We start from the raw sequence: 23,055 nt of genomic DNA, 5'->3' as shown, positions 1-23,055 counted from the left end.
AGTTGTTAAAAAAAGTTGCCAGACATTATCACAGTGTGGAACAATAAAAAAATATGATTCAATATCGTAATGTCGCAATGCAGATTGCGAGCAGTATACAATAAACAGATGCTCCGCCTGTTACGTCAGGCGCGGTAATTATAAAAAATATAAACGATAACTGGGTCGGGTGTTAACGCGGGTTCCCGGTTGCAGCCTGATTGAGAGCAAATAATGTCGTCATCTATTGGAAAAACACTAAGCTATTTGCCAAATATCTGCGTACCGCAGGCACTATTGCGTGCTGTGTTGGGTGCTGAGTTGTTGGCAGTCGTGTTGGCGTTGGCGGTGGCGACAGATTTACGTGATTTTTTCGTCAATTTGGGGATGCATTCACTGTTTGTACAGTGGGTTGCATTGGCCTCTGTCTTCACCCTGTGTTTTGTTGCGCGTTTCTTCGTGCGGCCGACTGTTTTTCAGGCGTCTGCTATCGTGCTGGTGACGGTTGCGGGGTTCACTCTGCTTGCTTCTGTATTGGGGATGCTGGCGTCATTTGGTAACGATAAGCTAGCTAACATAATGACCAGTGCCCTGTTTATTTTTAAGAACTTGGTGATTGCGCTAGTTATCGTGCTGGTTTTGCTGCGGTATTTTTATATCCATAACCAGTGGGAGGAAAGTGTCGAGGCCGATTCGGCAGCTAAGTATGATGCTTTGCAGGCGCGCATGCGCCCACATTTTCTGTTCAATAGCCTGAATACCATTGCACATCTTGTGCATATCGATCCCAACAAGGCTGAGGCAGCGTTACTGGATTTGGCGGATATCATGCGCCTTACTCTCGATAAACGGTCGCGAATAAGTCTAAAAGAGGAGCTGGACCTGACTTTGGCTTACTTGCGCATGGAAGGTTTGCGTCTGGGTGAAAAACGCTTGCATATCAAATTGGACATGGATCAAAACAGTCTGCCGCTGGATATGGACATGCCGCCATTTTTGTTGCAGCCGCTGGTTGAAAACGCGGTCTACCATGGCATTCAGCCTCGCCAGGATGGTGGTTTGCTGACAATCAGCCTTTATGATGCAGGCAAGACGTTAGACGTTTCAGTTACAAATCCATTGCCTCCTACTGGTGTGAGCACCCACACCAAGGGAAATCATATAGCCCAGGAGAACATGGTGAACCGCTTGCGGCTTGCCTATGGCGATCGGGCGAACCTGAGAATCCAAAAAAATATCCAACAATACCGGGTTTCGTTTTCCATACCCAAGGAGTAGAAAAATTATGACATTAAAAGTTTTGGTTGTAGACGACGAAGAATACGCCCGTGCACGGATCAAAGGGTTATTGGCGACTCAAGTCGACTACGCAGTTTGTGCAGAAGCCGAAAACGGGGTGGATGCAGTGCTGATGACAGAGCGTTATCAGCCGGACATTGTGCTGATGGACATTTCAATGCCCGGTATGGACGGGTTGGAAGCCGCCCGGCACATTTCAGGCATGGATAGCCCCCCAGCCGTCATATTCACTACAGCGTATGGTGAATATGCCTTAGAAGCCTTTTCAACAAAAGCAACAGGGTACCTTATGAAACCGATAAGACAAGAACAATTATTACAAAGTCTGGAACAAGCCCGCTCACTGAACCGCGCCCAACGTATGGAGGCGCTGGAGAACCGCGAAGGCCGTAATTTGGCGGCGCGCAAGCACATCTGTGCACGTATGCGGGGTAACCTTGAGTTGATCCCGATTGAAGATGTTGTGTATTTCCAGGCGGATCAGAAATATGTGACCGTGCGCCACAAGAAGGGCGAGGTCATTATTGAGGAATCGCTGAAGTCGCTAGAGACCGATTTGGCAGATCGTTTTATCCGCATTCATCGCAATGCGTTGGTGGCCAAGACTGCCATTTCTGGCCTGTCCAAATCTTCCATCGGCCGTACCCAAGTTGTGCTGGATAATGTCAAGGATCAATTGGAGGTCAGCCGACGCCATTTGGCGGAGGTTCGGCGGTTTGTCCGCAATCGCTGATTAGTCTATTTTTAGCTAAGATAAGGGAGGTTTCCTCCCTTATCTATCCTTCTCGTTGATTGCTTTGTGTGCCGTATCAATGGCATTTTCCAAATATGCGCCGTAAAAGTCTGGGCTATTATAACCAAGCAGTGGTTCAGCGATTTCCTTTCCATCCGCATTCAGGAATATTAATGTTGGTGTTAATGACACCTTATATCTGTGGGTCATCTTCTCCGCGTCAATCTTGGCACCGTTGAAATCAGTGACAGTGCGGTTATCGCCCATGTTGAAAGTACGGATCAGAATTCGCGAGTCATAGTCCCCGCTTTTGGCCATGGGTTCAAGGTACTCTGTCTCGAGCCGTTTGCAGAATCCGCAATAGTCGGCACGGAAAGCCAGAAGTAGTGGTAGTTTCTTGGCCTGCATTGCCTCTCCCAATGCTTGAAAGTCGGAAACTTCTTTCAGTGTCGTATCTGCTGGAAGTGCAGGGCTGATGGTTGCCATCCATATCCCCCAGTACAATACGATCTTTGAGAATATTCGAACCACAGGCATCACTTTCTTCTCCTCTGGAAAGAATCTTCCAATTTTTGCCTTTATAGGCAACATACCGCATTTTGTTGTGGCGGGATATATCAAAAGGGATATATAATGCGACCCTATTTCCAGGAGAGAGGACTCATTCTGTGAAGGTTGACCCTATATTAGGATGTCTTTATACTCCTCCGGGATTTTGAGGGGGAAGGTTTTGGTTTGGCCTTCCTCATAAGGAACGGATGCGAAGCATACTTATTATTCAATTTATTCTGGTATTGGCTGGTGTTGCAGTGTCGTGGTCGTATCAGGGTGACTCAGCATTGCTGCCTGCGTTTTATGGCGGAGCTGTTGCGCTAGCAAATACTATGTTGCTTGCTCGGCGAGTGGGTCAGGCGGGGGAAATCGCAAAGGCGAGTCCGCAGCAGAGTGTCAATGCTCTTTATTTCGGGGTCGTACAAAGATTTGTATTTGTGTTGGTTGCGTTAGGGTTCGGCTTGGGCTATCTGAAACTGGCTCCAGTTCCCCTGCTGGGTACTTTTATGGTCGCGCAACTGGCTTATATGCTGATGGGAACCCGCCAAGTCGGGTGATTCCAGCAAAGGATTTTTTAACTTTGTAGTACGGGGTGAGTTGTGAGCGAGTCTAATGCGCCAGCAATTTCAAGTCCTGTCGAGTACATCCAGCACCACTTGACCAACTGGAGTGTTGGCGTTGAACACGGCGAGCAAGTCAAGATTATTGACTTTAGCGTGTTACACGTTGATGTTCTTTTGTTCAGTATGCTACTCGCAGGTTTGATAGCGTTCTTTGCTTGGAAGGTCGGCAAGAGTTTGAATGCTGACAAGCCTACAGGCTTTCAGAATGTCATTGAGACAATCGTTGAGTTTGTCAATCAGCAGGTCAAGGATATTTTCCCTAATGCGGATAGCCTGATTGGCCCTCTGGCGTTAACCATCTTTGTATGGGTGCTATTGATGAACGCCATGGACTTCCTCCCTGTTGATTTGTTGCCATCATTGGCTGGTGGTATTGGTGCTTTGTTTGGGGCTGATCCTCATCATGTTTATCTGAAAGTGGTTCCTACCACCAACTTAGATACAACTTTTGGCTTGTCTTTGAGTGTGTTTGCATTGATTATTTTCTATAACATCAAACATAAAGGTTTGGTTGGTTATATTAAGCAATTTTTGTTCCATCCTTTTGGCCCGTACCTCATGCCGGTGAATATTGTCATGACCGCCATTGAGGAGATCGCCAAACCTGTCAGTCTTGGCCTTCGTCTCTTCGGAAACATGTTTGCAGGGGAGTTGCTATTCCTGTTGATTGCGCTGTTGGCGTTTTCCGTATGGGCAATGCCCGCACAGGTCATATTGGGTTCCATGTGGGCGGTATTCCATATGTTGGTTGTGCCGTTGCAAGCGTTTATCTTCATGCTATTGACCATCGTATATTTGGGATTGGCCAGCCAGCACGACGAGCACCACTGATTTTAAGTTTGTGATGTAGTCGGTCGTTTAAGCTGCTTTCACAGCTAGAGAGTGAGTTTTTGTTTCTGCTTTTTTGATTTTAACTTTTGTTTGGAGACTTAATGATGGATGCACAAACTGTTGCAATGATCTATTCCTACACTGCTGTAGGTGTTGGTATCATCCTGGCGGCTGCGGGTCTGGGTTCCGCGCTGGGTTGGGGTATGATCTGTTCCAAGTTTATCGAGGGCATTGCCCGTCAGCCTGAAATGCGTGCTCAGCTGACTGGTCAAATGCTGTTTACCGGCGGCCTGATGGAGGCGTTCCCAATGATCGTTTTGGGTATTTCCATGTGGTTTATTTTCGCCAACCCATTCATTGGTGCTGCTAAATCTGCAATGGGTGCTGGTTAATCTCACGATTGTTAAACGTTGTTACTAACATTCGGAGGTTAAACCCATGAACGTAACTGCAACCCTGATAGGTCAGATGCTTGTTTTTACAGTTCTGATCTGGTTCGTCAAGGGAGTGCTGTGGGAGCCGATGCTCAAAATGCTGGAAGACCGCAAGGCGCGTATCGCTGATGGTCTGGCCGCTGCCGAAAAAGGCAAGCATGAAGAAGAGCTGGCTCGCCAGAAAGCATTGGATGAACTGAAAAAGGCTAAGGCTGCCGCCGCTGAAATCATCGCGCAGGCTCAAAAGCGTGCCGGTGAAATTGTCGATGAGGCCAAGAATAGTGCTGTTGAAGAGCAAAACCGTGTCAAAGCGGCTGCTCAGGCAGACATTGAGCAGGAAGTCTCCCGTGCCCGCGAAACCTTGCGCAAGCAAGTTGCGTCACTGGCTGTTTCTGGTGCTGAAAAAATTCTTGGCAAGGAAATCGATGCGGCTGCCCACGCAAAAGCATTGGATGATCTGGCCGCGCAAATCTGAGGGATGAACCATGTCTGAATTGACAACCGCCGCTCGTCCTTACGCAAAAGCTGTGTTTGAGATGGCGCAGGAAGTCGGCAAGCTGTCCGAGTGGTCAGCTCAATTGGCGGCCATGTCTGCGGTCGTCACAGCAGAAGGTTCATCTGCTTTGCTGAGTCATCCCCGCATGACCAAAGAACAGAAAGCTGACATTCTCGCCGAGATTGCAGGTGATGCAATCGACGATAGTGGCCGTAATCTGCTCAAGGTATTGGCGGAGAATGACCGTTTCGCACTGTTGCCTGAAATGTCCGCAATCTTTGAGCAGTTGAAGGCGGAGGCAGAAGGTGCAGTGGAAGCGGAAGTCGTTTCCGCGCAGGAACTGACAGATGACCAGCAGCAAACCCTTGCTGTGGCGCTCCAAAAACGCTTGGGACGTGAAGTCAAGCTAACAACCCGTGTTGATTCTGCCCTGATGGGTGGCGCAATCATACGTGCGGGTGACTTGGTGATTGATGGTTCCATCCAGAGCAGGCTGAAAGAAATGAAGGCGGCGTTGGCTCGTTAAGCCAGCCCGATAATTGAGGAATAGCACATGCAACTTAACCCAACTGAAATCAGTGATCTGATCAAGAAGCGCATCAGCAGCTTCGAAGCCGGCGCTGAAGCACGCACAGAGGGTACTGTTGTCTCCGTAACGGATGGTATCGTTCGCCTGCATGGTCTGGGCGACGTCATGTCCGGTGAGATGATCGAGTTCTCCAACGGCTCTTACGGGCTGGCTCTGAACCTTGAGCGTGATTCTGTCGGTGCGGTCGTTCTCGGTGATTATAAGTCAATCACTGAAGGCGACACCGTAAAATGTACAGGCCGTATTCTGGAAGTTCCGGTCGGTCGTGGCCTGCTGGGTCGCGTTGTCGATTCCCTGGGCAATCCAATCGATGGCAAAGGCCCGGTTGATAATGACGGCTTCGCTCCTGTTGAACGTATCGCTCCAGGCGTTATCGAGCGTAAATCGGTTGACCAGCCATTGCAAACCGGTATCAAGGCGTTGGACGCCATGGTGCCAATCGGTCGTGGTCAGCGCGAACTGATCATCGGTGACCGTCAGACTGGTAAGACTGCGGTTGCCGTTGACACCATCATCAACCAGAAAGGCACCGGCGTAAAATGTATTTACGTTGCGGTAGGCCAGAAATCTTCTTCCATCGCTAACGTTGTACGTAAGTTGGAAGAGCACGGTGCGATGGAATTTACCACTGTTGTTGCTGCGGCGGCTGCTGATCCTGCTTCCATGCAGTATCTGGCTCCGTACACCGGCTGCACCATGGGTGAATACTTCCGTGACCGTGGTGAAGACGCGCTGATCATTTATGATGACCTGACTAAGCAAGCTTGGGCATACCGTCAGGTTTCCCTGTTGCTGCGCCGCCCACCAGGCCGTGAAGCTTATCCGGGTGACGTTTTCTACCTGCACTCCCGTCTGTTGGAACGTGCAGCGCGTGTCAACGCTGACTATGTTGAAGCTTTCACCAACGGTGAAGTGAAAGGCAAGACCGGTTCCCTGACTGCTCTGCCTATCATTGAAACCCAGGCGGGTGACGTTTCCGCGTTCGTTCCGACCAACGTAATCTCCATTACCGACGGTCAGATTTTCCTGGAAACTGACCTGTTCAACGCGGGTATCCGTCCTGCGATCAACGCTGGTTTGTCCGTATCCCGTGTAGGTGGTTCTGCTCAGACCAAGATCATCAAGAAGTTGGGTGGTGGTGTTCGTCTAGCTCTGGCTCAGTACCGTGAGTTGGCGGCGTTCTCCCAGTTTGCTTCCGACCTCGACGAAGGCACCCGTAAACAGTTGGCGCGTGGCCAACGTGTAACTGAACTGATGAAACAGGCTCAGTTTGCGCCCATGACTGTCGCTGAAATGGCATTCTCGCTGTACGCAGCCAATGAAGGCTATCTGGATGATGTGGATGCGAAGAAGGTTGTGGATTTTGAGGCAGCCATGTTGAGCTACCTGCGCTCTTCCCAAAAAGAGTTGCTGGACAAGATCAACGATAAAGGTGATTACAATGACGAAATCGCCTCGGCTATGAAAAAAGCGCTTGATACCTTCAAGTCCACCAACACCTGGTAATGGGAGGTAAATCCCATGGCAAGTGGTAAGGAAATACGCGCGCAGATCAAGAGTATCCAGAATACTCGTAAGATCACCAAAGCGATGCAGATGGTTGCAGCCTCCAAAATGCGCCGTGCGCAAGACCGGATGAATGCAAGCCGCCCCTATGCCGACAAGATGCGTCAAGTGGTAGGCCATTTGGCGCATGGCCATCTGGAATACAAGCATCCTTACACGCAAGAGCGTGAAACAGTCAAACGTGTTGGCTATGTCATCATTTCCACAGACCGTGGTTTGTGTGGCGGCCTTAACGTCAACCTGTTCAAAGCGGCGCTGCAAAATATTGCCCAATGGCGCGAACAGAATGTCGAAGTCGACATTTGCGTGCTGGGCAACAAAGCGGCTGCTGCGTTCAAGCGTTACGGAATTGTGGCCCAGAAGACCCATATGGGTGACCAGCCACGCGTTGCGGACATGATCGGTACGATCAAGGTAATGCTCGACGCCTACGACGAAGGCCGTATTGACCGTTTGTTCTTGGTGGAAAATGAATTCGTCAACAGCATGACGCAGAAACCGCGGGTGAGCCAGCTCATTCCGGTTGTGCCATCTGATGAGAACTCAATCAAACACCATTGGGACTACATTTACGAGCCGGAGTCCAAAGAGGTTATCGACGCTTTGATGCAGCGCTATGTTGAGTCCCTGGTGTATCAGGGTGTTGTTGAAAACGTCGCCTGCGAAATGTCGGCACGTATGGTTGCGATGAAAAGCGCTTCCGACAACGCAGGTAAGCTCATCAACGAGCTTAAGCTGGTATACAACAAGGCTCGTCAGGCAGCGATCACGCAGGAAATCTCGGAAATCGTCGGCGGTGCAGCGGCGGTCTAACGGCTGTTACGGATTTATTATTTTTTAAGAGGTACTATCAATTGAGTACTGGAAACATCATAGAAATCATCGGCGCGGTCGTCGACGTGGAGTTTCCGCGTAATGCCGTTCCGGCTGTGTACGATGCGTTGACAGTAGCCGACCAGGGCCTGACCCTGGAAGTCCAGCAGCAGTTGGGCGATGGCATTGTACGCACGATCGCGATGGGGACGTCTGACGGCCTCAAACGCGGGATGAAAGTAGACAACACTGGCGCACCAATCTCTGTGCCGGTAGGTCAGGGCACGCTTGGCCGCATCATGGATGTGCTGGGCAACCCGGTTGATAACGCTGGCCCTGTGGCGAGCGAAGTCAAAATGCCTATCCATCGTCCGCCACCAAGCTATGAAGAGCAGGCAGCCAGCATCGACATCCTGGAAACGGGCATCAAGGTTATCGACCTGATCATGCCAATCGCCAAGGGTGGTAAAATCGGTCTGTTCGGTGGTGCGGGTGTAGGTAAGACCGTTACCCTGATGGAACTGATCAACAACATCGCCAAGCAGCACAGTGGTTTGTCTGTATTCGCAGGTGTTGGTGAGCGTACCCGTGAAGGTAACGACTTCTACCATGAAATGACGGAAGGCGGCGTTATCGACAAGGTGGCACTGGTTTACGGTCAGATGAACGAACCACCAGGCAACCGTCTGCGTGTGGCATTGACCGGCTTGACCATGGCGGAATACTTCCGTGATGAAGGCCGTGACGTACTGATGTTCGTTGACAACATCTACCGTTACACTCTGGCGGGTACAGAAGTGTCCGCACTGCTGGGTCGTATGCCATCTGCGGTAGGTTATCAGCCAACACTGGCGGAAGAGATGGGTGCCCTGCAGGAGCGTATCACTTCCACCAAGACCGGCTCCATCACTTCATTCCAGGCCGTATACGTACCTGCGGATGACCTGACTGACCCGTCCCCGGCAACCACCTTCGCCCACTTGGATGCGACCTTGGTACTGTCCCGTAACGTTGCGGAACTCGGTATCTACCCTGCGGTAGACCCACTGGATTCCACATCCCGCCAGCTTGACCCGCTGGTTGTGGGCAAGGATCACTATGACACCGCCCGTTCGGTGCAGGGTGTATTGCAGCGCTACAAGGAGCTGCAAGACATCATCGCGATCCTCGGTATGGATGAACTTTCCGAAGATGACAAGAAAGTCGTTGGCCGCGCCCGCCGTATCCAGCGTTTCCTGTCCCAGCCGTTCTTCGTGGCGGAAGTGTTTACTGGCGCGCCAGGCAAATACGTCACCTTGAAAGACACGCTGGCGGGCTTTAAAGCTATCCTGAATGGTGAGTACGATCACCTGCCGGAAGGTGCGTTCTACATGGTTGGGTCGATTGAAGAAGCTGTCGAGAAAGCCGGCAAGCTCTAATCAGGAGGGCTCACTATGGCTATGACAATGCATCTGGACGTGGTAACGGCGGAACAGAAGTTGTTCTCCGGTACGGTTGAAGAAGTCATCGCACCGGGTGTGCTGGGTGATTTGGGTATCCTCCCGCGTCACTCCCAGCTGATTTCCCGTTTGCGGGCTGGTGAGCTTCAGTACAAGACCGAAGAAGGCAACTTTGCTTCATTGTTTGTCTCTGGTGGTGTACTGGAAGTCCAGCCGCATATCGTGACGGTATTGGCTGATACCGGTATGCGTGCGGAAGACCTCGACGAACAGGCTGCCCAGGAAGCCATGAAGCAGGCGCAGGATGCGCTGGCTGGCAAAGACCCGGAAGATCTCGATTACGAGACCATCCAGGCCGAACTGGAAGCTGCCAAGGCGCAATTGGAAATGTTGCACCGTATCGGCAAGGCTCGCGGTCATCATTAAGATTTTGCAAGTCTGACGAAATAAAAAGGCTCCTTCAGGGAGCCTTTTTATTTGGCGGCATTGGCCTTTCTATTCCATTAAATAGAACGCAACGTTTGAAACATTCTGCTTTGAATCCTATTGATGTCTGCTTATACTGCGCCACATACGATAACTTTTACAGATCATTTGAGATAAATCAATTCAAGGAGATTGAAGATGTTTCCAAACAAAGAAGGCCAGAAAGTGCCAAGTGTCACCTTCCGCACCCGTCAGAACCATGAGTGGGTTGATGTCAAAAGTGACGACCTGTTTGCAGGCAAAACCGTAATCGTGTTCTCCCTGCCCGGTGCTTTCACGCCGACCTGTTCTTCCACCCATGTGCCGCGCTACAACCAGTTGGCGGACACTTTCAAAAAGTACGGCGTTGATGAAATCATTTGCATGTCTGTCAACGACACTTTCGTCATGAACGAGTGGAAAGTGGATCAGGAAGCCGACAAGATCACTTTCATCCCGGATGGCAACGGTGATTTTACCGACGGTATGGGCTTGCTGGTTGACAAAAATGATCTTGGTTTCGGCAAGCGTTCTTGGCGTTATTCCATGCTGGTGAAAGATGGTGTGGTCGACAAAATGTTCATCGAACCAAACAAGCCGGGCGACCCGTTTGAAGTTTCCGATGCGGACACCATGCTGGCTTACATTGCGCCGGAAGCGGCTGCCCCACTGGACGTCACCGTCTTCACCCGTCCTGGTTGCCCATTTTGCGCACGCGCCAAAGGCATGCTGCATGATGCTGGCATCGACTTCGACGAACTGGTGTTGAACCGTGACTACAAGAACCAGACCTTGCGCGCCGTTGCTGGCGTCGATATGGTTCCACAGGTATTCGTTAACGGTGAGTTGATTGGTGGGTCAGACAAACTGGAAGCGTGGCTGAAAGCACGTTGATTCCAGTCGGGGCAACGCACGTTTTGTGCGTTGCCTACCCAAGTCTGGACACAATAGCAAGATGGAGGGCAGCATGAGCCAACATTACGATTTAATCGCCATCGGCGCAGGCAGCGGCGGCTTGTCGGTGGTGGAAAAGGCAGCGAAGCATGGCGCGAAATGCGCAGTGATAGAAGTGCAGGAAGATCTCGGCGGCACTTGTGTCAATCGCGGCTGCGTACCGAAGAAAGTCATGTGGTTCGCCGCCAATCTGGCTTATGCGCAGCATGAAGCACAGGACTACGGTTTTGCCACGGTTCCCGGCAAGCTGGATTGGGCCAAGCTGGTGACCAAGCGCGAAAACATGATCGCAGGCATCAACGACTGGTATCTGGAGAGTTTCCTCGCTGAACTGGGCGTTGACCTGATTGAAGGTTCGGCGCGCTTTGTGGATGCCAAAACGCTGGAAGTCGATGGCGCCAAATACACGGCTGACCATATTGTGATTTCTACCGGCGGACGCCCGGTTATGCCGACCAATATTCCGGGCGCGGAATACGGCATCACCTCCGACGGTTTTTTTGAGCTGGAAGAACAGCCTCAGAAAGTGGCTGTCGTCGGTGGTGGTTACATTGCTTTGGAATTGGCAGGTGTGCTGAATGCGTTGGGAACACGTACCCACATGCTGCACCAGGGCTTCCCGGTTCTGATCGGTTTCGACAGCCTGATGCAGAAAACCCTGCGTACACAAATGGAAGCCGATGGCATCCTGTTCAATGACAACGACAAGATCGCCAGTGTCGAAAAGCAGGCGGATGGCAAATTGACCATCCAGTATGCAGATGGCAGCACCCTGACGGATCTCGACCAGGTTCTGTGGGCGATTGGCCGTGTGCCGAATACTGACAATATCGGCTTGGAAAACATTGGTCTGGAACTGGCTCCAGGCGGTTTCATCGATGTGACTGATTATCAGGAAACCCGTGTTCCAGGCGTGTACGCGATTGGTGACATCATCAACAAGCGCGGTGTGCAACTGACCCCGGTTGCGATTGCTGCTGGCCGTCGTTTGGGTGACCGTCTGTTTGGCGGCATGAAAGACCGTAAAGTCGATTACAGCCTGATTCCGACCGTGATGTTCACCCATCCACCGATTGGCACGATTGGTTTGTCGGAAGAAGCCGCCCGCGAACAATACGGCGATGCGGTGAAGGTGTACACCACTGAATTTACGCCGATGTATTACTCATTCGCCAAACACAAGGTCAAGACCGCGATGAAACTGGTTGTGACTGGGCCAGAAGAAAAGATCGTCGGTTGCCATGCCATTGGCCTAGGTGTGGATGAAATGATGCAAGGTTTCGCCGTGGCCATCCGCATGGGTGCGACCAAGCAGGACTTTGATGACACCATCGCCATTCACCCGGTCAGTGCAGAAGAGTTGGTGACGATGAAATAGGCGGGTTTTGTTTGCAATGGGCGTTTGTTGACAAGACGCTTCCATAAACAGTTTGGAAAGCCCGGAACCAGGACACTGGTTCCGGGCTTTGTTGATCTGGGGACAGCAAGCTTTAGCCATCGCTTATGGAGGCGCTGCCGCCCCACTTCATGCAGTATTGTCGTTTATCATGCCTTGCCTACTGTGGGATCAGGGCTACGCCAGCAAAGTATGGATGCAGGAAAACCAGCACCAAATACACCACGACGCTAATTGCCAGCAGTTTCAAATCATCCAAGCGGGTAACCGTCATTTGCGATTTCATCCATGATTCATCCCGTTTGTTGATGAAGACGATGGAAAGCGCCGCCCACACCGTCATGCCGCCAAACAGCACCAGTGAGCGGGTGTCGCCATTCGCCAATAGGTGCCCGATGCCCCACACAATCACGCCACTGAGCATAGGGTGGCGGATATTTTGTTGCAGCCAGCTTTTGGCGTGGGAGGCGCCAAACAGCATGATGGCGAACAGCATCAGCAACATATTGACATGCCTGCCGAATGAGGGTGGGTCATAGATGGGTTCTGGCATGGTGTTGCGCCAGCCGATGATGATCAGAACCAGGGAAATGAGGATTTTCAGGGAAAATATTCCCTGATACAGGTTGCCGTACTGGCTGATCAACTCGGTGCGCTTCACCGGCATGATGGACGGGAACAGGTGCACCAAGCTCCACATCAAGACTCCAAGAATCAATAACCACAACATTTAGCGATCTCCTTTGCCAATAAATCCTTATCGTCCTATAGGGTAGGTTGGAATTCACATTTTCTCCATATTTACGCCTAAAAGCAGGTGCAGGTTTTATTTGGATTATGTCCGTCTATCAGTTTTTCCTATCCGTGGCCGCAAGGCGTGACGGCACGGTGCATGGGGCTGACCTATATCCCAGCCATTAGCAACGGGTTACAGGATGGGATGGGATGGCTACACGCACATGGCGCACGGTTTTACTGGTCTGGATTGGGGGTTTGCTGTTGTTGCTGGCGGGATGTGGGGGTGGGCAGGCGCAGACATCGGTGACAAGCCGTGTGGGTGACCCCCTATTGCCTAACCGGCTAAATGAAAATCTGGATCGGTTTGTCAGCAATACCCTGGGTCAGCCGGATGTTGTCAATACCGCCTTGCTGTTTGAGTCGCCGGAAAGGAACTACCGTTACCTGCGGGCGGCGGGCAAAGCCAATCCGCAAACAGGCGAATTGATGACCACGACGTATCCCTTCAGGGTGGCAAGCATTTCCAAGGTGTTTACGGCCACCGTGATCCTGCAATTGGCGGAGGAAGGCTATTTCACGTTGGATACGCCACTGTCCAGCCTGCTGGGTGGCGTCAGGCTGCCTGCCGGTTATGCGCTGGACGATTTGCAGATAACGGCTGGTTTCAAAACTGGCGGCAGTGTGACCATTCGCCAGTTGCTCCAGCATACAGCCGGGATGCGGGACTACATTGCCGATTCGCCAACGGTGCAGGACAGCAACGGCTTGTTCGCGCAGATGATCAATGATGTGCTGAATAACGCCGGGCGAGGCCTTGCCGCCAAACACTGGGATGGCGCGGGCTTGTTGGATTATTACTTGGAATCCGGTCTGGCGCGCAACGCGCTGTTCGTGCCGGGCAGCCGCTTCGATTACAGCGACACCCATTACCTGCTGCTGGGGTTGGTGATTGAGCGGGTGACAGGGCAATCGCTGACCAGCAATTACAGGGGCAGGATTTTTAACCGCCTGGGGATGGTCAATACCTGGCATGAAGGTTTCGAACCGGCGCGTGGGCGGATCGCGCACCATTTCTATAACCTGATACCCCAGGGCGTCAACCGTAACCTGGATGTTACCGCCACCACTTTGGACACTTCAGCGGCCTGGGCAAGCGGGGCGGTTGTGTCAACGGTGGAAGACCTTTCCCTGTTCATGCGGGCATTGATGAAGGGGCAGCTCTTCCATAGCAGCGCGACCCTGGCGGAAATGCGGCAGTTGACGGCCATTAGCCCCAATTATGGCCTTGGTTTGCAACATGCTGTTTTCAATGGCCATGAAGTGTGGGGGCACGCAGGGTTCTGGGGGGCAATCATGCTGTATGCACCAGACAAGGACGCCTATCTGGTCATGACCGTCAACCAGGCCAGCCGCGACATGTTTGCGGAGGCGGAACGGGCGTTTGCCTACGCGCTAAACGCAGGCTTGTAAACGTTCCGGCGGTAAGGGCGTTGCTGGCGACGCCCTTACTTGGATTGCGCCAGTTCCTTATCCCAGGCGTCTATTTCTGCCGAATGGTCACGGTGGATGCCGTACTGCTCCAGTATCTCCTGATGTTCGTGTTCGGCCAGCTCCCGGTCAATGGCGATCTCATAGCCGGAGTAATCTTCCAGCATGATGAAAGGCTCAGTCGTGGTTTTCAGTTGTTTGTAAAAGGCTTCAAAGGTATTGAAGGTTTTGCCGTTGATTTTCTTGAGCGCGGTGGTGGGGAGGTCGTGGAAGCCAAGGTTGCTGGAAGCCGCCAGCACTTGGGTGACCGTCACATTGTCCTGCTTGTCTTTGTTTTTGTCGTCGTCGTAGTCCTCACGGCTCATGCAGGAATCGTAGGTCTCATCGGCGGCAAACACAAAACCGCCATAGATGAAATAGCGCGGCTTTTGGTCGAACAGATAGGTCGTTTTGTCGGCTTTGTCGAGGGGAAGGTCAACCTTAAGCGGTTTGCCATCGCGCACAATGTCGAGCGATACAGCCTCGCCAACCTGATGCAGGTCGATGTAGTGGATGAAGTAGATGTTTTTACGCGCATTCAACGGCGAGGAACCGTCATCATCGATGTTTTTGCCGTCGATGTGGGTGATGACGTCGCCGCGCCGCAATACTTTTTCTGCCGAGGTGTTGGCACACACTTTGCTGATCAGGACGCCAGTTTGTTCTTCGCCTAGGCGGTATTTCTTTTTCAAGGCAGGACTGAGCAGGAATTCCACTTCAATGGGGAAATCCGGGAAACCGTCATAGCGGTTGTCCTCCATGTCCTTGAGGAAGCGCCGCACCATGGTGGAAGGGATAATGTAGCCGATGTTTTCCCCATCGCTTTCCGATTTTTGCGTCACGATGCCTGCCACCCGGTTGTCCACCAAGGCAGGCCCGCCGCTATTGCCAGGGTTGACGGCGGCGTCAATCTGGATCATTTCGAAGGACAAGCCACTATGAAAATAGGGCAGGTATTCAATGCGTGAAACAATGCCGCGGGTTGTGCTGATGGTGTCACCGCCAATGGGATAGCCGTAGACGGTGATTTCCTGGTGGATATCCGGCAGGTCGCCCAGTTGCAGCGGTTGGCCTTTGTCGAAAAAGTGCGGGTCTTTGACGGTCAGGATGGCGATGTCCATCTCATGGGAGACGGTTTGCACTTCCGCCTGATAACGCTTTGGGTTGCCATCACGCTGGATTTCCACGAATACTTGGTCGGCGACCACATGGGCATTGGTGAGGATACGGTGGCCATCGATGATGAAGCCTGAGCCATTGGACGTGACACTATCCGAATTCCAGGGTGAAAAAGTGGCGTAGGTTTTGCTGGTGACGTAGATTTTAACGATGGAGTTTTCCAGTGATTCCTCTGTCTGTGGCTCCGCCATCGCCATGGGAAACAAAGGCGGGAACATAACGCAGGTCAGGAGGGCAAGTACGCTGTGGCGAAATATGCGGGACATGAACATGGATCAATCAGCCCTAAAAAAAGAGCTGTATTGTAGCTCAAAAAAATGATGGCAGTTATTTTTCATCCCGGATGATTGCGGTGTCGGCCATCATGTTCATACCCCTTCCGCCCTTTCCACTATACTGCATGCGGGTCATTGTGCCTGTTATGGGGATTCATTACCCTTACCTGCGTCAAACATGATGAGGATGGGCGGGATGCAAGCAATGAATGAAACGGAAGCGTTATTGATGCAGGCGCAGGCGGGTGAGTTGGACAGTGAAGACTTCATCCAGCAGTTGATGGCGGCGCAATTGTTTATGCCAATTTACGAAAAGCACCAGATTGGCGGTTTGCAGCCGACCATGGGAGACAAAGCTACGCCGTTGACGTTGGATGATGAGGTCGGCAACAAGGTGCTGATCTTGTTCACCAGCCCAGAAATGGCGAAAAATTTCGTCAAGGATTTCCCCGGTTATGGCGGCGGTTTGCTGGCGGAACTGAAGTGGATCATCGAAAAGGTCGGCACGGGCTACAGCATTTCGATCAATCCCGACAACGAGCTGGGGATTGATCTGGAAGTGGGGATGTTGCAGGGGATGGGTGACCTGCACTGATTTATGGCAGATATTGCGACCAATCGCGGTAATCCTTGCCAAATACGAAGAAATACGGGTTCAGCAGCGATTCCTTGGTGTTGTAACGCATCGGCTGCATGTCGCTGCGGGTAAAGTGCCCACCCGCTTCCTCCACGATGATCTGCGCGGCGGCGGTATCCCATTCGGAGGTGGGGCCGAGGCGCGGATAGATGTCAGCGGAACCATCCGCCACCATACAGGCTTTGAGGATGCTGCCCATGACCGAATATTCATATGCGCCGACCTGTTTCAGGAACTGCGGCATAGCCGGGTCACGGTGGGACTTGCTGCCAACCACCTGCAATGGGTTGGCGGTGTGGCGGGCGCTGATCGGGAAGGGTTCGCCATTGGTTTGTTTATAAGCGCCGTTGCCCAAGCTGGCGAACCAAGTTTGGTTCAGCGCGGGGGCATGGACGACGCCCAACACCGGCTTATGTTCATGCACCAAGGCGATCAGGATGCTGAACTCATTGTTACGCTTGATGAATTCACGGGTGCCATCCAACGGATCCACCAGCCAGTAAGTTTGCCATTGGCTACGTCCCCCGAAAGCCAGTTCGCTGGCGTTTTCTTCCGACAGCACGGGGTATTGTGGTGTCAAGGCGGCCAGCGCATCGACGATATGGTGGTGTGAGGCCATATCGGCGGCGGTCAGCGGGGAATTGTCGTTTTTGTGCTCCACCGAAAAATCAGCGGAGGTGTAAACCTCCATGATTTTCTCACCAGCTTGGTGGGCGATGGTGACAATGGCGGGCATGAGTTGGTTCAGATCCATCAGGGTTTCCTTGTTTATTGGTGTTGTTGCAGCCATTCACGCACCAGGAACAACGCCAGCAGACTACGCCCTTCGGTGAAGTCATCCTGCAACAGCAACTCTTCCATATCGCCCAGTTTCCAGGGTACGACTTCCAGTGGCTCCGGTTCATCACCTTCAACTTGCTGGGGGTAAAGGTCGCGCGCCAATACTAGGTGGGTGTGGTGCTGCATATAGCCGGGTGACAGGCTGATGCTGCGCAACAGGCGCAGGTCGCGGGCACCATAGCCGACTTCCTCCATGATTTCGCGGTTGGCGGCTTCCAGCGGGCTTTCGCCGCGCTCAATATGGCCTTTGGGAAAGGCGAGCTCGTAGCGCCCGGTGCCAGCGGAGTACTCACGGATCAGCAGCAGGGTGTCGTCCTCCAGCAGCGGCGCGACCAGCACTGCGCCGTTGCCGCGATTGGCAAGGCGCTCGTAGATGCGGCGTTCACCGTTGCTGAATTCCAGGTGGACTTCCTCCACATGGAACAGGCGGCTATTGGTGACGGGATTGACGGCGTGTATTTTGGGCGGCTTGTGCATCGCCCGATTCTAACATCACCACGCCTGACTTATCACCTCGTCGCCGTGCAGGTAGTGGATGTAATTGCCGATCATCACCGAACGGTCATACGGCCACAGGTAATCGTAACCGTCCGAACTGGAGCCGGTTGCGGCGACGACCGGGGCTAGGGGCTGTATGACGCCGTTGCGGGTGTCGATATTCAGCCGGAACAATTCGTCCTGGGTCCAGTTGTAATACGTGCTGGGGCCGGAGGAGTAACTGGCGGAGCCTTCATGCAGGCTGATCGGCAACGCCATTTGCAGGTTGTCGCCTTGCTGCAAGGTGGTCAGTGCGTGATGGGTCTGGGAAACGGCGGTTTCCGTGCCGCGTTTGCCGATAGTGATTTTCTGCTTTTCATAAGGGCTGGATGGGTTGGTGATGTCGATCAGCGACAGTTTCACGCCTTGGTACCAAGCTCCCCTGCCTTCATCGCCTGTGCTGCTGGAGGTGTCGGTAATGGCGTCCTTGCCGATGCCAAGCAAATAGTTTTCCCCAACCGGATGCAGGTAGTCGGAATAGCCGTCGATTTTGAGTTCGCTGGCAACGAATGGGTCTGCCGGGTTGGACAGGTCGAGGATGTACAGCGGGTCAGTGGTGCGGAAGGTCACCAGATAGCCTTTGTCGCCGAGGAAGCGGGTCGCGTAAATTTGCTCGCCGACTTTGCCCAGCGGTTCGGGATGCGTGCTGTTGGGCAGTTTGGCGAGGATGTCCAGCGACTGGTTGGCGCTGTTTTCCTGCAAGGTGTACAGGCTGGCGGGGGATGCGGTACGGTCGCTCCAACTGCCGGTGTAGGTGAGAATCCGCAGCACATCATTGTATTCGCTCATGCGGAACGGTTTCAGATCCTGTTGCCAGCCGAGGTGGCCGTTGACGCGCCCGGAACCGCGATAATCAATGCCGCCATTCGCCAGTGAAAACTTGTGCAGGTCGGTGGTGATGGCCGGGTCATACGTCGCAATGCTGCTGCTGGAGCCATTGCTGGAAACGCTGGCGCCGGCAGCAATGGCGTAGTTGTACTGGGTGGTGGCCAAATAGATGGCTTCCGGGGAAGCGTACAAGGTTTCGGTGTCGCCCGCGAAACATTTGCCGCGTGGGATTGGTGCCGGGGCGTTCATATCCACCACCAGCAGGCTGATGATGCTGGCTTGTTGGTTGTCCTTGCTGGAATACTGGGTCAGGAAGCAGTCATCCGACTGGAACAGCTTGCCATTGACGCCGCTGTCCAGTTTGTAATTGGGCAGGAAATCGCTGAGGGAAGCTTTGTTGATCAGGCTGCGGTTGGCGGTGGCCTCCGCTTCGGTCGATGGGAACTGGATCAAGCCCGGCAGCGTCGGGCTGTAGCGGGTGGCGAGGTACAGGCTGGAGCCGATTTTGCGGCTGCTGATCAGTTGCCCGTCCAGCGTCAGTTTGGCGGTCTGGGTTGGGCTGGCCGGATTGGCGACATTCAGCATGTAAAGGCTGCTTTCCTGGTTGACCCAGTAACTGGGCGCGAACCATTGGTCCCATATGCCGAAGCGTTGCTGCTCTTCACCCAGGACAGCGAGCTTTTGCCCGTTCAGGTAGAGGCCGTTCAGGGATATGGCGTTGGCTGAATCCAGCGTCATATCCTTCACCAATGTGGCGCTGGCCTGATCCGCCTTGAAAATGCGCAGGTCGGGTGTGGTGATGGAGGTGGTGTAAAGGTAGCCGCCATCGCTCTTGATGCGGTCGGCTTCGTCGACGCCGGTTTCCTGCACATTGGTGCTGGAAACACTGCTGGCAGCGGTGCCAGCGCTGGAAGCGGCCACATCGGATACCATCGTCACGGTTCCATCGGCATAAGCGACCGGGTATATTTTCGGGCGGACGGCTCCGTAAAGCGCCAGCATTTGTTGCCTGATCAGGCTTTCGAGTTCGCTGGCGCTGGCCTGCTTGAGTTCCGGCTTGCTGGCAGGCGCAGAACCACCGCCATTATTGCCGCCATTATTATTGTTGACGCTGGTGGTGGAGCCGCCACCGCCGCAGGCGTTGAGCAGCAAGGCGACGACCAGGACGGCCCCTGTCTGGAATGGATTTTTCATGGCATCCTCCGGGTTATAAGTGTTGCATTCTATCGGGATAATTATAACAACAAATTATAGACTAAAAGTTTTGTTAAGTAATGAATAGGTGAATGTTTTGTCTCCCATAAATCTCGACTGGGATAACATCCAAACCGTCTTTCTCGACATGGATGGAACCTTACTGGATCTGCATTTCGACAACCACTTCTGGCTGGAGCATCTGCCGGTGCAGTTGGCGAAACAGCGCAACGCCAAGCCAGAAGACATCAGTGCCTACCTGCGCGAGCGTTACACCGAAATGGAAGGCACGCTGGAATGGTATTGCCTTGATTACTGGCAGGATCATCTGGGCACCGACCTGGTGGCGCTAAAGCATGAAATCGCCGACCGCATCCAGATCCGGGCGCATGTGGGGCGTTTTCTGGAATCCCTGCATGAACGTGGCAAGCGGGTGGTGCTGTTGACCAATGCGCACCAGAAAAGCGTCGGCCTGAAATTCGGCTATGTGGCGCTGGAGCATTATTTCGACCGTATTATCACCTCGCATTCGCTGGGTCTGCCGAAAGAACACGCGGATTTTTGGCGCAAACTGAGTGAAGTGGAGGCTTATTCGCCGGAGCACTCGCTGTTTATTGATGACAACCTGCATGTGTTGAGGGCGGCGCAGGCGGCGGGGGTGAAGCATTTGTTGGCGATCCGCCAACCGGATTCCAAACTGCCGCCGAAAGACACGCAGGAATTTACTGCGGTGGAGTGCTACACCCAGTTGTTGCCATAAGGCATCTGGCTGTGCCCATATTGTAGGCTGGGTTTTCGGCAGGAAAGCCTACAGCCAACAATGTGTGCGGCCTGCCGTGATCTGGCATGATTTTATTTTTTGGTCATTTAAAAATTGCGTCCAGATCATTTTTTCCTTTGCTTTCTAAATATTCACTGCCAAACACAGATAAATGTTTCCCATCTATGCTGAATATTTTTTCATGGTCAGTTATTTTGCATTCAGTGTCGTTGCAGAAATATTTAAACGGGTCAAATGCTTGTATGGCGAGTGAGTTCAGTAAAGGAAGCATATAGTCCCTGTAATTGCCATCATTGCTGCGCGCCGCCTCAGTAGATAGGCTGCAAGTTTTCTTGTCGCTTATTTGTATTTCTCGAGTAATACATGACTTTGGATTTGAGCCTAAAGGAGGGGACAGCATGACCACTAGCTTTTTTCCAATGCTTCTATAGGCATTCAATGTTTTTTCAAAAGATGATTTGAAAGATTGGGCTGACTCCTCATACGTTACCAAGGAATGGAACCCAACTTTTCCGTTATAGTAGTCAGGCCATGCGTTGGCAAGTATGACTGTTTTTATATTTGGGGAGCTTTTTATATACTCAAATACCTTGTTTGTCATTTCCCTGCAATATTCTGGCCCATAATCCAATAGGGCCGGACATTGGCCTCTCGCAAATTGAATGTATGATAGCTTATAATGAGTGTTCTTTGAATAAGCAGTGAGCATTGGGGTATAGGCATTAGCAAAAGAATCACCAATCATAACGGTGTTTATTGTGTGCTCAAGGCTGGTCCCTTTGTTGCACCAATCATCTTCGAAAGGAATTTTGGTGAATTGTTCACAGCTTTCTCTGTATGATGAGGCGAAATTATTCAGGGGGTTGATTTTCTCGGCCATCCTGAACGTTAACCCATTTCTGCTATAAGTGTTGTAGCCAATATATCCCATTATGGTCATGGAAAGTATAAGGGCAATTATGGTTGATTTATGGTTTTTTCCGAAGCGGATTGGCTTTTCCACCCATTGATAGGTGAGCCATGCCAATATTATTGAAATGGCAATAATGGATAACCTAATTGTTATGCTTGGGATTTCACTTTCGATGATTCGCGCCAATGAAAGCAACGGCCAATGCCATAAATATAATGGAAAACTGATCAGGCCAAACCAAACCAGGATGCGGTTGGACAACAGTGTACGGTTGACCCAAGCATCCGTTCCGGAGGAAATCAATAAAACAGCGCCGATTACTGGAATCATGGCCCATTTGCCAGGGAAATTGAGATCTTTATGTATTTCATAAAATCCATAGGCAAGCAGGGCTATTCCCGTAAACGAAAGGATGTCAGCCAATGTCTTGCCATCCGCTGCTGACGGTTGTTTATAAATGACCAGGCCTAACAGCTTATCTATTTTAATTTCTATAACTGAACAAATGCTGTTTTTGTGGATGGTTATCCATGCCAGTAAGCTTCCGCCCAATAACTCCCAGAAACGTGATTGGGGAAGATAAAAGGCGCTGGTCGGGTCTTGTGTGGTCAGGTTGATATTGAGCAGGAGTGAGCCTGTGAAAATTAATAAGGTGATGGGGAGGAGATTGAACTTGCTTTTCCAGATTATCCAAGCCAATAATGGCCATATTAGGTAAAACTGTTCTTCAATGCCTAAGCTCCATAAGTGAAGCAATGGTTTTGTTTCGGCTGAATTGTCAAAATAACCAACCTCATTCCAAAGTATAAAATTAGAAATAAAGCCTGCGCCTGCCGCAATATGATTGCCCAGTTGTTTGTACTCATCGGCAAACAGGGCAAACCAACCGATCGCGTAAGTTGTGAATAAAACTAAAATTAATGCAGGGAAGATGCGGCGGATTCGGCGGAAATAAAATTCCTTGAAGTTGAACCGTCCCTGCTCCAGGTTTTCAAAAATTATTGTCGAGATGAGAAAGCCTGAGATAACAAAAAATATATCAACGCCAATAAACCCACCTGGAAGCCAAAGGGGAAATGCGTGATAGGTAAGGACAGATAAAATCGCAATTGCCCTTAAGCCGTCAATATCTGGCCTATATTTTGGATGTGACAGGTGAGGGGTTATGGTCTTCATAAATGAACAGCCGCAAAATAAATTCTATCGTTGTAAAAGTATGTTCAAGCCTTGAATGTTGATTCAATACCTGTTAAGGGCTAAATGATCATCGGATTATTTTTAAACAATTTAGTTTTCTTTTGGCGTCATTGGCTGCTGTTGGATAGGGTTGTGGTTACGCTGCGCGAGATGATTATTATACACACAAACCTGCCGCTTCAGTGTAGGGAACCTCTAAAAACCTGAGACCAAACACCCGCAATCCTCACTTGACCAGTG

At 51.7% G+C, this 23,055-nt stretch carries 23 protein-coding genes; 16 read left to right on the top strand and 7 right to left on the bottom strand.

Annotated features, from left to right (window positions below; translation table 11 throughout):
- Window positions 1–213: 213 nt before the first annotated feature.
- Both VSS37_RS08740 and VSS37_RS08735 read left to right on the top strand, forming a co-directional pair.
- Window positions 214–1,257 carry a sensor histidine kinase gene (locus VSS37_RS08740; RefSeq protein WP_324694454.1) on the top strand — a complete coding sequence of 348 codons (1,044 nt, stop codon included), beginning with the start codon at window positions 214–216 and terminating at the stop codon, window positions 1,255–1,257.
- A gap of 7 nt (window positions 1,258–1,264) precedes the next feature.
- Window positions 1,265–2,011 (top strand): LytR/AlgR family response regulator transcription factor, encoded by a 747-nt coding sequence (locus VSS37_RS08735; protein WP_324694453.1) that lies wholly within the window; start codon window positions 1,265–1,267, stop codon window positions 2,009–2,011.
- 39 nt (window positions 2,012–2,050) lie between these two features.
- Here VSS37_RS08735 and VSS37_RS08730 read toward each other — a convergent pair whose 3' ends face one another.
- Complete coding sequence (locus tag VSS37_RS08730) at window positions 2,051–2,497, bottom strand: thioredoxin family protein (RefSeq protein WP_324694452.1); 447 nt, start codon at window positions 2,495–2,497, stop codon at window positions 2,051–2,053.
- Between the two features lie 272 nt (window positions 2,498–2,769).
- On the opposite strand from VSS37_RS08730, the gene VSS37_RS08725 reads away from it, so the two are divergent.
- From VSS37_RS08725 to gorA, 11 genes are all read left to right on the top strand, one after another.
- Complete coding sequence (locus tag VSS37_RS08725; protein ID WP_324694451.1) at window positions 2,770–3,120, top strand: ATP synthase subunit I; 351 nt, start codon at window positions 2,770–2,772, stop codon at window positions 3,118–3,120.
- A 42-nt stretch (window positions 3,121–3,162) separates the two neighbouring features.
- On the top strand, window positions 3,163–4,017 hold the full coding sequence (atpB, locus tag VSS37_RS08720) for a F0F1 ATP synthase subunit A (RefSeq protein WP_324694450.1): 855 nt from the start codon (window positions 3,163–3,165) through the stop codon (window positions 4,015–4,017).
- Between the two features lie 104 nt (window positions 4,018–4,121).
- Window positions 4,122–4,409, top strand: coding sequence for a F0F1 ATP synthase subunit C (atpE, locus tag VSS37_RS08715; protein ID WP_324694507.1), 288 nt, complete (start codon window positions 4,122–4,124; stop codon window positions 4,407–4,409).
- Window positions 4,410–4,455: 46 nt separating this feature from the next.
- A complete protein-coding gene (locus tag VSS37_RS08710; RefSeq protein ID WP_324694449.1) occupies window positions 4,456–4,926 on the top strand; it encodes a F0F1 ATP synthase subunit B in 471 nt (156 codons plus the stop codon).
- A gap of 10 nt (window positions 4,927–4,936) precedes the next feature.
- Entirely contained in the window at window positions 4,937–5,473 is a 537-nt protein-coding gene (locus tag VSS37_RS08705; protein WP_324694448.1) for a F0F1 ATP synthase subunit delta, read from the top strand.
- A gap of 27 nt (window positions 5,474–5,500) precedes the next feature.
- Window positions 5,501–7,042: a F0F1 ATP synthase subunit alpha gene (gene atpA / locus VSS37_RS08700; RefSeq protein ID WP_324694447.1), complete on the top strand. Its 1,542-nt coding sequence runs from the start codon at window positions 5,501–5,503 to the stop codon at window positions 7,040–7,042.
- A gap of 15 nt (window positions 7,043–7,057) precedes the next feature.
- Window positions 7,058–7,915 (top strand): F0F1 ATP synthase subunit gamma, encoded by an 858-nt coding sequence (gene atpG, locus VSS37_RS08695; protein ID WP_324694446.1) that lies wholly within the window; start codon window positions 7,058–7,060, stop codon window positions 7,913–7,915.
- A gap of 41 nt (window positions 7,916–7,956) precedes the next feature.
- Window positions 7,957–9,333 carry a F0F1 ATP synthase subunit beta gene (gene atpD, locus VSS37_RS08690; RefSeq protein ID WP_324694445.1) on the top strand — a complete coding sequence of 459 codons (1,377 nt, stop codon included), beginning with the start codon at window positions 7,957–7,959 and terminating at the stop codon, window positions 9,331–9,333.
- Window positions 9,334–9,348: 15 nt separating this feature from the next.
- A complete protein-coding gene (locus VSS37_RS08685; RefSeq protein ID WP_324694444.1) occupies window positions 9,349–9,780 on the top strand; it encodes a F0F1 ATP synthase subunit epsilon in 432 nt (143 codons plus the stop codon).
- 198 nt (window positions 9,781–9,978) lie between these two features.
- Window positions 9,979–10,713 (top strand): glutathione peroxidase, encoded by a 735-nt coding sequence (locus tag VSS37_RS08680; RefSeq protein ID WP_324694443.1) that lies wholly within the window; start codon window positions 9,979–9,981, stop codon window positions 10,711–10,713.
- 73 nt (window positions 10,714–10,786) lie between these two features.
- Window positions 10,787–12,151 (top strand): glutathione-disulfide reductase, encoded by a 1,365-nt coding sequence (gene gorA, locus VSS37_RS08675; protein ID WP_324694442.1) that lies wholly within the window; start codon window positions 10,787–10,789, stop codon window positions 12,149–12,151.
- A 178-nt stretch (window positions 12,152–12,329) separates the two neighbouring features.
- Here gorA and VSS37_RS08670 read toward each other — a convergent pair whose 3' ends face one another.
- A complete protein-coding gene (locus tag VSS37_RS08670; protein WP_324694441.1) occupies window positions 12,330–12,899 on the bottom strand; it encodes an NnrU family protein in 570 nt (189 codons plus the stop codon).
- Between the two features lie 215 nt (window positions 12,900–13,114).
- Here VSS37_RS08670 and VSS37_RS08665 point away from each other — a divergent pair, with 215 nt between their 5' ends.
- The gene (locus VSS37_RS08665) at window positions 13,115–14,377 is read left to right on the top strand and encodes a serine hydrolase domain-containing protein (protein WP_324694440.1); all 1,263 of its coding nucleotides are present in this window, start codon (window positions 13,115–13,117) and stop codon (window positions 14,375–14,377) included.
- Between the two features lie 35 nt (window positions 14,378–14,412).
- Here VSS37_RS08665 and VSS37_RS08660 read toward each other — a convergent pair whose 3' ends face one another.
- Window positions 14,413–15,879 carry a S1C family serine protease gene (locus VSS37_RS08660; RefSeq protein ID WP_324694439.1) on the bottom strand — a complete coding sequence of 489 codons (1,467 nt, stop codon included), beginning with the start codon at window positions 15,877–15,879 and terminating at the stop codon, window positions 14,413–14,415.
- A 205-nt stretch (window positions 15,880–16,084) separates the two neighbouring features.
- Between VSS37_RS08660 and VSS37_RS08655 the strand changes: the two genes are divergently transcribed.
- Complete coding sequence (locus tag VSS37_RS08655; protein ID WP_324694438.1) at window positions 16,085–16,483, top strand: SseB family protein; 399 nt, start codon at window positions 16,085–16,087, stop codon at window positions 16,481–16,483.
- 1 nt (window position 16,484) lies between these two features.
- Here the strand turns inward: VSS37_RS08655 and cysQ are convergent, their stop codons facing one another.
- Genes cysQ through VSS37_RS08640 form a run of 3 tightly spaced genes read right to left on the bottom strand, consistent with a single transcriptional unit; the run spans window position 16,485 to window position 19,924 of the window.
- The gene (gene cysQ, locus VSS37_RS08650; protein ID WP_324694437.1) at window positions 16,485–17,279 is read right to left on the bottom strand and encodes a 3'(2'),5'-bisphosphate nucleotidase CysQ; all 795 of its coding nucleotides are present in this window, start codon (window positions 17,277–17,279) and stop codon (window positions 16,485–16,487) included.
- Window positions 17,280–17,293: 14 nt separating this feature from the next.
- Window positions 17,294–17,842, bottom strand: a complete 549-nt coding sequence (gene nudE / locus VSS37_RS08645; RefSeq protein ID WP_324694436.1) for an ADP compounds hydrolase NudE — start codon at window positions 17,840–17,842, stop codon at window positions 17,294–17,296.
- A 15-nt stretch (window positions 17,843–17,857) separates the two neighbouring features.
- The gene (locus VSS37_RS08640; RefSeq protein WP_324694435.1) at window positions 17,858–19,924 is read right to left on the bottom strand and encodes a beta-propeller domain-containing protein; all 2,067 of its coding nucleotides are present in this window, start codon (window positions 19,922–19,924) and stop codon (window positions 17,858–17,860) included.
- Window positions 19,925–20,021: 97 nt separating this feature from the next.
- Between VSS37_RS08640 and yrfG the strand changes: the two genes are divergently transcribed.
- On the top strand, window positions 20,022–20,684 hold the full coding sequence (gene yrfG, locus VSS37_RS08635; protein ID WP_324694434.1) for a GMP/IMP nucleotidase: 663 nt from the start codon (window positions 20,022–20,024) through the stop codon (window positions 20,682–20,684).
- 103 nt (window positions 20,685–20,787) lie between these two features.
- Here yrfG and VSS37_RS08630 read toward each other — a convergent pair whose 3' ends face one another.
- Window positions 20,788–22,794: an acyltransferase family protein gene (locus tag VSS37_RS08630; protein ID WP_324694433.1), complete on the bottom strand. Its 2,007-nt coding sequence runs from the start codon at window positions 22,792–22,794 to the stop codon at window positions 20,788–20,790.
- Between the last annotated feature and the right edge of the window lie 261 nt (window positions 22,795–23,055).

The organism is Candidatus Thiothrix phosphatis (assembly GCF_035668035.1).
GTDB lineage: Bacteria > Pseudomonadota > Gammaproteobacteria > Thiotrichales > Thiotrichaceae > Thiothrix > Thiothrix phosphatis.
This window is presented reverse-complemented; position numbering and strand designations above follow the sequence as displayed.